The organism is Pantoea sp. X-Soil-OKNW-556 (assembly GCF_059730695.1).
In genome coordinates, this window is record NZ_AP035990.1 from 3,255,033 (window position 1) to 3,269,311 (window position 14,279).

10 protein-coding genes are annotated in these 14,279 nt (G+C 55.3%); 3 read left to right on the forward strand and 7 right to left on the reverse strand.

What is annotated here, in order from left to right; translation table 11 throughout:
* Positions 1-3: 3 nt before the first annotated feature.
* The 5 genes from napA to AC6I8T_RS15255 all read right to left on the reverse strand — a co-directional run bounded on the left by napA (position 4) and on the right by AC6I8T_RS15255 (position 5,491).
* The gene (gene napA, locus AC6I8T_RS15235) at positions 4-2,490 is read right to left on the reverse strand and encodes a nitrate reductase catalytic subunit NapA (RefSeq protein WP_208723850.1); all 2,487 of its coding nucleotides are present in this window, start codon (positions 2,488-2,490) and stop codon (positions 4-6) included.
* Positions 2,481-2,765 carry a chaperone NapD gene (locus AC6I8T_RS15240; protein ID WP_021184288.1) on the reverse strand — a complete coding sequence of 95 codons (285 nt, stop codon included), beginning with the start codon at positions 2,763-2,765 and terminating at the stop codon, positions 2,481-2,483. Before AC6I8T_RS15240 ends, napA begins: the two co-directional genes overlap by 10 nt.
* Entirely contained in the window at positions 2,752-3,225 is a 474-nt protein-coding gene (gene napF, locus AC6I8T_RS15245; protein WP_497832536.1) for a ferredoxin-type protein NapF, read from the reverse strand. Before napF ends, AC6I8T_RS15240 begins: the two co-directional genes overlap by 14 nt.
* Positions 3,226-3,441: 216 nt before the next feature.
* Positions 3,442-4,944 carry an L-asparagine permease gene (ansP, locus tag AC6I8T_RS15250; RefSeq protein ID WP_021184291.1) on the reverse strand — a complete coding sequence of 501 codons (1,503 nt, stop codon included), beginning with the start codon at positions 4,942-4,944 and terminating at the stop codon, positions 3,442-3,444.
* A 274-nt stretch (positions 4,945-5,218) separates the two neighbouring features.
* On the reverse strand, positions 5,219-5,491 hold the full coding sequence (locus tag AC6I8T_RS15255; RefSeq protein WP_021184293.1) for a YdgH/BhsA/McbA-like domain containing protein: 273 nt from the start codon (positions 5,489-5,491) through the stop codon (positions 5,219-5,221).
* Between the two features lie 243 nt (positions 5,492-5,734).
* On the opposite strand from AC6I8T_RS15255, the gene narQ reads away from it, so the two are divergent.
* From narQ to acrD, 3 genes are all read left to right on the forward strand, one after another.
* Positions 5,735-7,423, forward strand: a complete 1,689-nt coding sequence (gene narQ / locus AC6I8T_RS15260; RefSeq protein ID WP_208723848.1) for a nitrate/nitrite two-component system sensor histidine kinase NarQ — start codon at positions 5,735-5,737, stop codon at positions 7,421-7,423.
* A 31-nt stretch (positions 7,424-7,454) separates the two neighbouring features.
* Positions 7,455-8,087: a two-component system response regulator NarL gene (narL, locus tag AC6I8T_RS15265; RefSeq protein WP_208723847.1), complete on the forward strand. Its 633-nt coding sequence runs from the start codon at positions 7,455-7,457 to the stop codon at positions 8,085-8,087.
* Positions 8,088-8,283: 196 nt separating this feature from the next.
* A complete protein-coding gene (gene acrD, locus AC6I8T_RS15270) occupies positions 8,284-11,400 on the forward strand; it encodes a multidrug efflux RND transporter permease AcrD (RefSeq protein ID WP_497829367.1) in 3,117 nt (1,038 codons plus the stop codon).
* Positions 11,401-11,607: 207 nt separating this feature from the next.
* Here acrD and ypfM read toward each other — a convergent pair whose 3' ends face one another.
* Positions 11,608-11,667 carry a protein YpfM gene (gene ypfM, locus AC6I8T_RS15275; protein WP_139810981.1) on the reverse strand — a complete coding sequence of 20 codons (60 nt, stop codon included), beginning with the start codon at positions 11,665-11,667 and terminating at the stop codon, positions 11,608-11,610.
* Between the two features lie 404 nt (positions 11,668-12,071).
* Positions 12,072-14,237, reverse strand: a complete 2,166-nt coding sequence (gene katG / locus AC6I8T_RS15280) for a catalase/peroxidase HPI (protein ID WP_497834093.1) — start codon at positions 14,235-14,237, stop codon at positions 12,072-12,074.
* Positions 14,238-14,279: the final 42 nt, after the last annotated feature.

Sequence of the window (14,279 nt, forward strand, 5' to 3'; positions counted from 1 at the left end):
GCCTTAAATTTTCACCAGCTTAACGGCGCATTTTTTATAATCGGTCTGTTTCGAAAGCGGGTCGGTGGCATCCAGCGTGACGTTGTTGACCAGCACCCCGGCATCGAAGAACGGTGAAAACACCAACCCCTGCGGTGGCTGATTACGGCCACGCGTTTCGACGGTGGCCATCGCTTCACCCCGGCGGGAAACCACGCGCACTTTCTCGCCCCGACGCAGACCACGCGCTTTGGCATCCAGCGGATGGATATACAGCAACGCCTGCGGCACCGCGCGATGCAGCTCCGGCACACGGCGCGTCATGGTGCCGGTATGCCAGTGTTCCAGCACGCGGCCGGTACAGAACCACAGATCGTATTCCGCATCCGGTGATTCAGCAGGCGGCTCGTACGGCAGGGCAAAAATGGTCGCTTTGCCGTCTGGTTTGCCGTAGAAGCGCACGCCCTCGCCTGCTTTGACGTAGCTGTCATGACCTTCGCGATAACGCCAGCGCGTCTCTTTGCCGTCAACCACCGGCCAGCGCAAACCACGCGCCTGATGATAAGTGTCAAACGGTGCCAAATCGTGGCCGTGACCACGACCAAAACTGGCGTACTCTTCGAACAATCCTTTTTGCAGATAGAAGCCGAAAGCACGGGCATCATCGTTCAGTTGGTCGTCGGCGACCTCACTCAGCGGGAATTGGTTAACCTGGCCATTGGCAAACAACACGTCGTAGAGGGTTTTGTCACGTAGCTCCGGCTGTTGGGCGATCAATGCCTCCGGCCACACTTCCGCCACGCGGAATCGCTTCGAAAAGTTCACCAGTTGCCACAGATCGGATTTGGCGTCACCCGGCGCTTTGACTTGCTGATGCCAAAACTGGGTGCGGCGTTCAGCATTGCCATAGGCACCCTCTTTTTCCACCCACATGGCGGTGGGCAGAATCAGGTCGGCTGAGAGCGCGCTGACGGTCGGATAGGGATCCGACACCACCACAAAGTTGCGCTCATCGCGCCAACCCGGCATACGTTCCTGCGTCAGGTTCGGTCCGGCCTGCATATTGTTGTTGCACATCGACCAGTAGGCATTGATTTTGCCGTCTTTCAGCGCGCGGTCCTGCGCCACTGCGTGGTAGCCCGGTTTGGCCGGGATGGTGCCGGACGGCAACTTCCACAGTTTTTCTGCCAGCGCGCGGTGCTTGTCGTTAGTCACCACCATATCGGCAGGCAAACGATGGGAAAACGTCCCCACTTCACGCGCCGTACCACAGGCTGATGGTTGCCCGGTCAGAGAGAAGGGGCCGGTACCAGGGCGTGAAATTTTGCCGGTCAGCAAGTGCAGGTTGTAGACCAGATTATTGGCCCACACGCCACGCGTATGTTGGTTGAAACCCATCGTCCAGTACGACACCACCTTGATGTTGGGATCGGCATACAACTCGGCCAGTTTCACCAGTTGATCTTGCTCGACACCGCTCATGGCACTGGCTTTTTCCAGCGTATACTCCGCGACAAACTTCGCGTACTCGTCGAAACTAATTGGTGTCGAGGCATCGCTGTCCGGATTTTTCGCCTTCGCCTGACGCGGGTCGGTCGGACGCAAACCATAACCGATGTCAGTCGTACCCTGACGCAGCGTGACGTGGTTTTCCAGGAAGGTTTTATCCACCTTGCCGTTCTGAATGATGTAGTTGGCGATAAAGTTGAGGATCACCAGATCGGTCTGAGGCACGAACACCATGCCGTTATCCGCCAGCTCAAAGCTGCGATGGCGATAGGTCGACAGCACGGCAACCTTGACGTTTTCATTGCTGAGACGACGCGCCGTGAGACGAGACCAGAGAATCGGATGCATCTCAGCCATGTTCGATCCCCACAACACAAAAGCATCAGCCTGCTCGATATCGTCATAGCAGCCCATCGGTTCATCCATGCCAAAGGTACGCATAAACCCAACCACCGCCGACGCCATGCAGTGACGCGCATTGGGATCGAGGTTATTGCTACGGAAACCGGCTTTCATCAGCTTGGAGGCCGCGTAACCTTCCCACAAGGTCCACTGGCCAGAACCGAACATACCAATGGATTCCGGTCCGTTGGCCTTAAGCGCAGCCTTAAACTTCTCCTCCATGATGTCGAACGCCTGTTCCCAGCTAATCGGCGTGAATGTGCCATTTTTGTCGAAACGCCCTTCGGTCATCCGCAATAGCGGCTGGGTCAGACGGTCCTTGCCGTACATAATTTTGGGCAGAAAATAGCCTTTAATGCAGTTCAGGCCACGGTTCACCTCCGCCTGCGGATCGCCCTGTGAAGCAACCACACGACCATCCTGAGTGCCCACCAGCACGCCGCAGCCCGTTCCGCAAAAGCGACAGGGCGCTTTTTCCCAACGAATCGGTGCCGCCAACGCCGTGGCGGCTTTGGTAACGGTAGGGATGACTAATCCCGCAGCGGTTGCAGCTGCCGCCGCCGCATTGGCTTTCATAAAATCACGACGACTCAGTTGCATGAGGTTTCCTTGGCAAGTTCTTCAAATTCGTCCTGCTGGTGATACACCAGCGATACCGCCAACACGCCTGGGATATTGCGCGTGGCTTCAATGTTGCTAAGCAGCGTGGCGCTATCGGACGCGCCCAACGTAACTGCCAGGGTGCCGCGTGCGGCGTCTTGAGCGGCGATGTCGCTGTCGGCCCAGGTCAGCAGCTCCTGCGTGACCGCAGCACAAGCCGCCGGTCGCGCCTGAATCACCAGGCCACAGACGTGCCAACTGTTATTCGGGTTCATGATGTAATCCTGTGGCTGAAACCGGGCAAGGCGCGATGCACGCACCACAACCGGTGCAATGTTGCGGCGTGGTTTCGGGTTGTGCGATACCGTTGGCAGTAAGGCGAAAAACGATGGCCTGCTGCTCACAACTTTCCTGACAACTGCGACAATTCACCCCCTGAAAGGTGATGCAATCACGGCTGATGCGGATACGTTGCTGCCACGGCTGCTGCTCGCGCGGATAAAACAGCGCCTGTGGGCAGGCATCGGCGCAGGCGGCACAGAAGGTACATTCACCTCGTTGAAAATCGATCTGCGGTACCGCACCGGGCGCAAGCTGTACAATCTGCGTTTCGCAGGCGGTTACGCAGTTGCCACAACCGTCACACCCGGTCTGATGGCGCCACCACGGCAATGCAATTGCCCCCGTGACAGCTTTACGCTGCCCGGTGAAGAATTGGCGTCGTGACAGCCCCATCGGCACACCTTAATTCGGGTTAGAAAATTAGGGCTTAAAATAACCTGACACAATGGAGGGCTATATCACCCGAAAGGAGTAATTCCCGGAGTGGGATCAAGGGGGGAGCAGATGGTGATCAGACGGGTCCAGGTGCCAGCAAAAACGCGGCATTACGGTGGCAAAAACAAAAAAGGCCGTCGGAGAGACGGCCTTCTGATAACACATCATGCGCGTTTAGCGTGAAGAATCTTCCGCCAGGATACGCGGTGCGTCATCCGACTCATCGACATGATGATCATGCTCTTTCATCGCTTCTTCGTGTACGCGCTTACGCACACCAAACCAGCCCAGCACCAACACCACCGCAATCAGCGGGATGGAGGCAATGGTGTAGGTGCCATTCGGGTAGTCAAACGCCATCAACACCAGCACGCTGACCAGGAACAGCAGCGTCAACCAGGAGGTGACCGGTGCCCACGGCAGCTTAAAGCTGACATCTTCCGCTTTGCCTTCTTTGATGGCTTTGCGCAGACGCATCTGGCATACCACGATAAAGCCCCACGAAGAGATGATACCCAGCGATGCCACGTTCAGGACGATCTCAAATACCTGAGAGGGTACGTAGTAGTTCAGCACCACGCCCACCACATAGACAGCAATGGTCACCAGGATACCGGCAAACGGCACCTGCTGGTTGCTCATCTTCGACATAAACTTCGGTGCAGAACCGCCCATCGACATCGAACGCAGAATACGACCGGTGGAGTACAGACCGGAGTTCAGGCTGGACAACGCCGCACTCAGCACCACGATATTCATGACACTGCCGATATAAGGCACGCCCAGTTTGGAGAAGAAGGTCACGAACGGACTCTGCCCGGCCTGATAAGCATTCCACGGCAACAGCAGCACCAACAGCACCACCGAACCCACGTAGAACAGGCCGATACGCCAAATCACGCTGTTGATCGCTTTTGGCAGCATGGTTTTCGGGTCTTTACACTCCCCCGCCGCCGTGCCTACCAGCTCGATCGAGGCGAAGGCAAACACCACCCCTTGCACCAGCACCAGCGCAGGCAGCAGACCATGTGGGAACAGGCCGCCGTTATCGGTTATCAGGTGGAAACCGGTGGCATTGCCGTCCAGCGGCTTACCGCTGCCGAGGAACACCACACCAACCACCAGGAACACCACGATGGCCAGCACCTTAATCAGCGCAAACCAGAACTCCATCTCGGCGAACCACTTCACGCCGATCATGTTCATGGTGCCAACAATCGCCAGCGCACCAAGGGCAAACACCCACTGGGGAACATCACCAAACGCGCCCCAGTAATGCATATACAGCGCAACGGCCGTGATATCGACGATACCGGTCATCGCCCAGTTAACAAAGTACATCCAGCCCGCCACATATGACGCTTTTTCACCAAGAAATTCACGCGCATAGGAAACAAAGCTGCCGCTGGAAGGACGATGTAAAACCAGTTCGCCCAACGCACGCAGAATGAAGAAAGAGAAGATACCGCACACCAGATACACCAGTGCCAGAGCCGGACCTGCCATCTGTAAGCGCGCGCCTGCGCCTAAAAATAGCCCCGTACCAATAGCACCGCCGATGGCGATCATTTGAACCTGACGATTACCCATAGCTTTGTGGTAACCGGTGTCGTGGGAATTCAGCCAGCGTCGTTTCGCAGCGCGTTGTTCGGCCGCGGTTTTTTTAGTAGGTTTCATAGCTTTCCTGTTTATCCTGACCATCAATCACCGGCTTACCAAACGTTTGCGTAGCACGGTGCGAAATGGGGTAAAACCCCGGTTGCAGGCGGCGGAACGATGTCGCGCAGCGATCCGGGAAATTACGGCGATGAATCCTACCCGTTCTGCAAGAACGAAGCAAAATATACCGCCAGATTGCACAGAATGAATTGAGATTATCCTTCACAGTGCACAAAAAAACCGGCCAGAGCCTCTGGCCGGTGAAGATTGCGGCAGGAAAAAATCGGGGAAATTAACGATAAATCTCGGCGGTACCACTCCACATGCTGGAGTCACCTGGATTTTGCACGCCGATGACGCGGTAATGGCTGGCACCCATCTCTTGCGCTTTCTGTGACAACTGACGGGTCGCATCATCCAGTGAGCCACTGACGCCACTGACGGAGACGCTACCGATACTTTGCATATTTTGAGCTTGTTCCGCGTTTAACGCTGTCGCGGCCAGCGAACTAAAACTTGCGGCGGCTAGCAGTGCACCAGCCAGAACAGCATATCGAGTCTTCATGGGATGCTCCTGTTATCTTGCGGGGAAACCGACGGCCTACGCAAAAAGTATTAGTCAGCCAGGCAAAAGCGGGATGACACAAGCGGTAAAACTGTTCAATTTTTCGACAGGGGTTTCAGATTTATCCTGGGAAATGTAAATTGCGGTTACTTTATGTGCGAAGAGTAACCTGATGTAGCGAGATAACGTCGCCGACATGACAACGCTGCTTTATAATTCCGCGCTCGCAACAGGGTTTTTATCGTGATGGTTAAACGTCCCGTAATACGCACTATCGCTCGCGCGCTGAGCGCAATTGTCCTGCTTTCGCTGCTCACTTCCGGGCTGGCGTTGATGACACTTTCCAGTAGCTTACGTGATGCTGAGACAGTCAATGTCGCCGGGTCGCTGCGAATGCAAATTTATCGCCTGGCCTGGGACAGCACGCGCGATCCCCAACAGCTAACTCATCATATTGGTTTATATGAACAAACCCTGGACGCTCCGGCATTGAGCAATCTGGAGCGCGCGTGGGTACCGATCGAAGTTCGCAACCGTTACCACTACCTGCGTGATAACTGGCCGGAACTGAAGCAACGGTTACAAACGCAGAACACCCTGATTTATCAACAGCAGGTCGCCAGCTACGTCAGTGAAATCAATCGTTTTGTGTTGTCCGTACAGCATTACGCCGAGCTAAAAATGCATCTGGTGGTTGCCAGCAGCCTGTTTGGTTTTCTGGCGATTGTCGGGCTGGCACTCTGGACCATCCGTTTTATTCGCAGCAACGTGGTGGGGCCGCTCGACGCGCTGGTCACCGCCAGTCAGTTTGTCGAACAAACTCGCTTCAGCTTTCCTCCCCTGCCCGTGGCACAGCCTAACGAACTTGGTGTGCTGGCCCATGCCTTCACGGCGATGGCGGCCAGACTACAATCACATTATCGCCTGCTGGAAGATGCGGTGCAGGAGAAAACCGAGAGCCTGACGCAGGCTAACCGCACGCTGTCTCTGCTCTATGAAAGCTCGCAAATGCTTACCAGCAGCGCCCTCAATCCCGATGTATTTCAGGGTTTTATCGAGCAACTTCAGCAGCGCGAAGGTTTTAACGTGGTGGTGCTGGAGAGTGACAACCAGACATTCCAGACCGGAAGCAGTGATGCCAACTGCCGCTGGCAGCGCATCACATTGCGTCAGGATGAGCAGCCCTTCGGCGAATTGCGTTGGCAATCGCCGCAACGCGCGTCGCCCGGAGAATTGATGCAGAGCCTGGCGAATATGCTGGCTCGTGCCCTGTGGGTGTGGCAGACGCAGAAGCAGTATCAGCAAATGCTGTTAATTGAGGAGCGCGCGACCATTGCCCGCGAACTTCACGATTCGCTGGCGCAGTCACTCTCCTTTTTACGGATTCAGCTTACGCTGCTGAGACGCACGGTCGATGGCAGCCAGTTGGCAGCGCAAAGTATTATCAGCGAGTTTGACCGGGCGCTGGCAGACGCTTATCAACAATTACGCGAATTGCTGACCACCTTCCGCCTGACCATTGAGCAGGCAGATTTGGTAGCAGCATTGCAGGCAATGATCGTACCCTTGCAGGAACAATCCCAGGCGGCGATCCAATTTGACTATCAACCTGGGCTACAAAGCCTCGATGCACAACAGCAGGTGCATGTTTTACAGATTGCGCGCGAGGCCTTACTCAACGCCATTCGCCATGCCGGTGCGCAGCAGATTCGCATTTGCTATCAGCGTATCGCTGAGGAGGATCATCTGTTAACCATCGAAGATGACGGTATTGGTATCCGCAGCACGGAAGAACCGCCGGGCCATTATGGCCTGACAATTATGGCAGAACGGGCAGCGCGCCTTGCCGGCACGCTGCTGATTACCCCGCAGGAACGCGGCACGCGTGTCACCTTACGTTTCCCGCCTCGCCCGACCTACCTGCTGGAATAACGCGATACATGGACTGTTTATTGGAGAGAATATGGACCAGCCAAAACTGACAATCATGATAGTTGATGACCATCCCCTGATGCGCCGTGGCGTTCGCCAGTTGCTGGCGCTGGAGCCACGGCTTCAGGTGGTGGCCGAGGCCAATAATGGCACGGAAGCGCTGGCAGAGGCCCGTCGTCTGTCGCCGGATGTGATTCTGCTCGACCTGAATATGAAAGGGATGTCCGGGCTGGATACGCTAAAAGCGTTACGCCATGAGGAGATCTCCGCCCGCATCCTGGTGTTGACCGTTTCCGATGCGCGTAATGATATCTACGCCATGATTGATGCCGGTGCTGATGGCTATTTGCTAAAGGACAGTGAACCGGAGCAATTGCTGCAACAAATCCTGTCCGGCGCCCAGGGGGAGAACGTATTCAGTGAGGTGGTGGAGGAGTATCTCGCCAATCGCCCACACAGCTCCAATCCGTTCCGCCAGTTGACCGAGCGCGAACTCGACGTACTACAGGAAGTGGCGCGTGGTTTGTCGAATAAAGAGATTGCCACCACGCTGCATATCTCTGAAGAGACGGTCAAAGTGCATATTCGCAATCTGCTGCGCAAACTGGATGTACGCTCACGCGTGGCCGCCACCGTGCTCTGGCTGGAGAGCCGGAACGTCTAGCACATCACATAAAACCGTCGGGACATTTACACTTTCTCCATAATTTCTCCACGATTATCTAATTTGCGCCGCGTAGAGTAAGCAGCGGCAGGAGATTCTCCCGAGATAGCGCATCCCCTCCGCCAGCGTGGGCCCACACGGGTTCACGCTTCTGATAATAAAAGTAAAAAATACGCAGCTGAGGAGTGTCGGTTCCATGTCGAATTTTTTTATCGACCGCCCCATTTTTGCCTGGGTTCTGGCGATTTTACTCTGCTTATGCGGCACTCTGGCGATCATCTCGCTGCCGATTGAGCAATATCCTGACCTCGCGCCACCGAACGTGCGCATCACCGCCAACTACCCCGGTGCTTCAGCGGAAACGCTGGAAAACACCGTTACCCAGGTGATTGAGCAGAACATGACCGGCATCGACAACCTGATGTATATGTCATCGAACAGCAGCAATACCGGTCAGGCCCAAATTACCCTCACCTTTACCGCAGGCACCGATCCGGACGAAGCACGCCAGCAGGTTCAGAACCAGCTACAGACAGCCCTGCGCCAGTTGCCCTCGGCAGTGCAATCCCAGGGCGTCACCGTCAACAAAACGGGTGACAGCAACATCCTGATGATTGCGTTTGTTTCTACCGACGGAAGTATGGACAAACAGGATATTTCAGATTATGTCGCCAGTAACATTGAGGATCCCCTCAGCCGTATCGATGGTGTCGGTGAAGTTGATGCCTACGGTTCGCAATATTCCATGCGTATCTGGCTCGATCCGAACAAACTGAACGCCTACGCGTTAACAACCGATGATGTCGTCAGCGCTATTGAATCGCAAAACGCCCAGGTTGCGGTAGGTCAGTTGGGAGGCTTGCCCTCGGTTGAAAAACAGGCGCTGAATGCGACGGTCAATGCCCAGTCGATGCTACAAACCCCGGAGCAGTTCAAAGCCATTACGCTAAAAACCAACACTGACGGTTCTGTGGTTACCGTGGGTGATGTGGCGGATGTCGCGATGGGGGCAGAGAAATATGACTATCTCAGCCGTTACAACGGCCAGGCTGCGTCCGGTTTGGGCATTAAACTGGCTTCCGGCGCCAATGAGATGAACACCGACAAACTGGTACGCGCCCGCATCGCCGAATTATCACAATACTTTCCACACGGGTTGGAAGCAAAAATCGCCTACGAAACCACGCCGTTCGTCAAAGCGTCGATCACCGATGTGGTGAAAACGTTGCTGGAAGCGATTCTGCTGGTGTTCCTGGTGATGTATCTGTTTATGCAGAACTTCCGTGCCACGCTGATCCCCACCATCGCAGTTCCTGTGGTGTTACTCGGTACCTTTGCGGTGCTGTATGCCTGCGGCTACAGCATTAACACCTTGACCATGTTTGCCACGGTACTGGCCATTGGTCTGCTGGTGGATGACGCCATCGTGGTGGTAGAAAACGTCGAACGTATTATGAGTGAAGAAGGTCTTTCACCCCGCGCGGCCACGCGTAAATCAATGGGACAGATTCAGGGTGCTCTGGTTGGCATCGCGCTGGTACTGTCGGCGGTATTTGTCCCGATGGCGTTTTTCGGTGGCACCGTTGGCGCGATTTACCGCCAGTTCTCCATTACCATCGTCTCCGCCATGATCCTGTCGGTACTGGTGGCATTGATTTTGACCCCCGCCCTTTGTGCCACTCTGCTCAAACCGATGGAACAAGGGCAACATCACGGTCGGCGTGGTTTTTTTGGCTGGTTCAACCGTCATTTCAACACCAATGCAGCACGTTATGAACGGGGTGTGGCGCGGATTCTGGTTAAAAGCGGCCGCTGGATGCTGCTTTATTTGGCGATCATTGGCCTGATGGCATTTATGTTTATCCGTCTGCCCACGTCGTTCCTGCCGCAGGAAGACCGTGGCGTATTTCTGACGCAGGTACAACTTCCGGCGGGATCAACACTCCAGCAAACCTCTAACGTGGTCGCTAAGGTGGAAAAATATTATATGACCGCCGAGAAAGATAACGTCTTATCGGTGTTTTCCACCATTGGTGCTGGCCCTGGCGGTAACGGTCAGAACGTGGCGCGTATGTTTATCCGTCTGAAGGATTGGGATGAGCGTCCGGGAGCTGACCGCACGTCTTTTGCCATCATTGACCGCGCCACCAAAGCCTTTAATAAAATCCGGGAAGCCCGGGTGATTGCCAGCAGCCCCCCGGCGATTACTGGCCTCGGCAGTTCATCTGGCTTTGACCTTGAAATACAGGATCATGGTGGAATGGGTCACACCGCCCTGATGGCAATGCGCGATAAATTACTGGATGCGGCAGCACATGACCCGGCGTTATCACGCGTACGCCATAATGGCCTGGATGACAGCCCGCAGTTGCAGATTGATGTTGACCAGCGCAAAGCGCAGGCACTGGGCGTTTCGATCGATACCATCAATGACACCCTCACCACCGCCTGGGGCTCATCCTATGTGAATGACTTTATCGACCGCGGTCGTGTTAAGAAGGTCTATGTCCAGGCCGCGCCGGAATTCCGCATGCTGCCAGACGATATCAATAAATGGTATGTGCGTAACAGCAGCGGCACTATGGTGCCCTTCTCGGCCTTTGCCACCAGCCGTTGGGAAGTCGGCTCGCCACGCCTGGAGCGCTATAACGGCTACTCCTCACTGGAAATCGTCGGTGAAGCGGCGAATGGCGTCAGCAGCGGGACGGCAATGGATGCGATGGAGAAACTGGTCAGTCAGTTACCTTTGGGCGTCGGTTTCCAGTGGACCGGTGCCTCTTATCAGGAGCGGCTCTCCGGTTCGCAGGCCCCGGCGCTGTATGCCATCTCGCTGCTGGTGGTGTTCCTGAGCCTGGCGGCGCTGTATGAAAGCTGGTCGATCCCGTTCTCAGTGATGCTGGTGGTGCCACTGGGCGTGGTGGGGGCATTGATTGCCACCTGGCTGCGTGGACTGGAAAACGATGTTTATTTCCAAGTCGGGTTACTGACCGTCATTGGCCTGTCGGCGAAGAACGCCATTTTGATCGTGGAGTTCGCCAATGAGATCAACAGCAAAGGTCGTGAGCTGATTGAGGCCACACTGGAAGCCTCGCGTCAGCGTCTGCGTCCGATTTTGATGACTTCGCTGGCGTTTATCTTCGGCGTGCTGCCGATGGCGATCAGCGCGGGTGCGGGTTCTGGCAGCCAGCACGCGGTGGGTACCGGCGTGATGGGGGGCATGATCTCCGCAACGGTGCTGGCCATCTTCTTTGTGCCGCTGTTCTTTGTGCTGGTGCGCCGCCGCTTCCCGCTGAAAGAGAAGCCGCATGATTAAGCCCTGATCCGTAGCGGCGCGATTTATCGCGCGCCTTTAACCTTCATGCAGCAATAACAATGCGCGATAAATCGCGCCGCTACTGGATGAAGCAATGTGTTCTGGTCATGGGCGATAAAAAAATTAAGGCAGCCGTTGGCTGCCTTAATTTATGTTTGGTAAGAATTACAGCAAGTTGGGGATTTGCCCTGCTTTTCTCTTCGCGTGTTACTTGCGCAACATCGCGTCAATAAATTCTTTCCAGTTCCCCAGTTCAGTGTCAACCATAATACCCTCTCTTATTGTGCTGGCGATAATACGCCGTTTTTTTCTACAGGTGAATACGTTTCCACCTGTTATCTGTATCGGCAAAAGCAGGCAAAAGCGTTAATTTGCTCAAATTGCGTACTGACGCACATTTCAGCAAACCCCTAACGCAACGGGAGAAAATTCCTGGTGACAAGGCGTAGCACATTTTTCGGCTTAGGATAATTCTGATCAGGCTTATGGTACGGAAGGGAACTATTCAGGACGTTAATGAAAGCGGTTACTGGTCCTGAATATATCCTGTTGAGTAGGGGCGCGATTAATCGCACAACAGGAATGAAAAACAAAAACAGCGCGATAAATCGCGCTGCTACGAACACATAAGATCCAGACTTCCGGGTCGCCCCGGAAGTCCACTTTATGCATCAGAAACGATCAAGGTTCATCACTTTGGTCCAGGCAGCCACAAAGTCATGCACAAACTTCTCGCGGCCATCGCTGCTGCCATACACTTCCGCCAGCGCGCGCAGAATCGCGTTAGAACCAAACACCAGGTCAGCACGGGTGGCGCTGTATTTGGCGACGCCGCTGCTACGGTCACTCCCTTCGTACAGACCTTTCGCCTGATCTACCGCTTTCCATTCGGTCCCCATGTCGAGCAGATTGACAAAGAAGTCATTGCTCAACACGCCTTTGTTGGCGGTAAACACGCCGTGTTCGCTACCATCAAAGTTGGCACCCAGCACACGTAAGCCACCTACCAGTGCCGTCATTTCCGGTGCGGTCAGGGTCAGTTGTTGCGCTTTATCAATCAGTTGCGTTTCCGCCTCTTGCGTAGTGCCTGCACGCTGATAATTACGGAAACCATCGTAACCCGGTTCCAGCAGGGCAAATGCCTCGACATCCGTCTGCTCCTGGGTGGCATCGACACGACCGGCAGTGAACGGCACCTTAACCGCAACATTCGCCGCTTGCGCCGCCTGCTCAACACCGACCACACCGGCCAGCACAATCACATCCGCCAGCGATGCTTTACCGGAGGCCTGTTGGATTGCTTTCAGTTTCGCCAGCGCAGGCTGGATACCGGCATTCACTTCCCAGCTGTTCTGTGGTGCCAGAGCCACGCGTGCGCCATTGGCACCACCACGTTTGTCACCACCTCGGAAAGTCGAAGCGGAAGCCCAGGCCACCGCAACCAGCTCACCTACGGTCAGACCGGAATCGGCAATCGCCGTTTTCAGGTTGTCGATATCGGCTGCGGTTGGATTGTGTGACGGGTTCGGCAGCGGATCTTGCCAGATCAGTGCTTCTTTCGGCACTTCCGGGCCTAAGTAACGTGCAATCGGCCCCATATCGCGGTGAGTCAGTTTGAACCACGCACGGGCAAAGGCTTCGTTAAATGCCTGCGGATTGTTCAGGAAACGACGCGAGATTTTCTCGAACTCCGGATCAAAACGCAGCGTCAGGTCAGTCACCAACATGGTCGGCTTACGTTTTTTCGCCGGGTCAAAGGGATCTGGAATGATATCCGGTCCATCCACGGCTTCGTACTGAATCGCCCCCGCCGGGCTATGGGTTTTCACCCACTCATATTTGAACAGGTTCTCGAAGAAGTAGTTGCTCCACTGGGTCGGCGTTTGCGTCCAGACCACTTCAAGGCCCGAGGTGATGGCATCCGCACCGACACCGCTGTTGTAGCTGCTTTGCCAGCCAAAACCCTGAGATTCCAGCGGAGCCGCTTCCGGCTCAGCACCGACATGGCTGGCAGCACCAGCACCGTGGGTTTTGCCCAGCGTATGACCACCGGCGATCAACGCCACGGTTTCTTCATCATCCATACCCATATTGCCGAAGGTGGCACGGATAGCCGGGGCCGCCGAGGCCGGATCGCCACTGGCGTTCGGACCTTCCGGGTTGACGTAAATCAGACCCATTTCGGTGGCAGAGAGGGGATTTTTTGCCAGCGCTTCTGGATGGCGGTGGGCCAGCCAGGTTTTTTCATCGCCCCAGTTCACATCCAGATCCGGTTCCCAGACATCTTCACGTCCGGCACCGAAACCGAAAGTGCGGAAACCCGCATTTTCCAGCGCCACGTTACCGGCGAGGATATAGAGGTCAGCCCAGGAAATTTTCTGACCATATTTTTGTTTTACCGGCCACAGCAGGCGGCGCGCTTTATCCAGGCTGACGTTATCCGGCCAGGAGTTCAGCGGCGAAAAGCGCTGCTGACCGCGACCGGAACCACCGCGCCCGTCGGTCATACGGTAAGTCCCCGCGCTATGCCAGGCCATACGAATAAACAAACCGGCATAGTTACCCCAGTCGGCAGGCCACCAGGGTTGAGAGTCGGTGAGCAGCGCTTTCAGATCGGCTTTCAGGGCAAAATAGTCAAGCTGGCTAAAGGCTTCACGATAGTTGAAGTCTTCACCGAGGGGATTCGAACGATTGGAATGCTGATTCAGTAAATCGACACGCAACTGCTTGGGCCACCAGTCACGGTTGTTGGTTCCGCCCCCCGCAGCAGGCAGGTCTGCACCCTGATGAAAGGGGCATTTGGCTGCTGTCGGGTTTGTTTCGTTTGAATTGCTCATGTTGCTCTCCGCTTTTTTAATTTGCGACTAGATTAAAACACC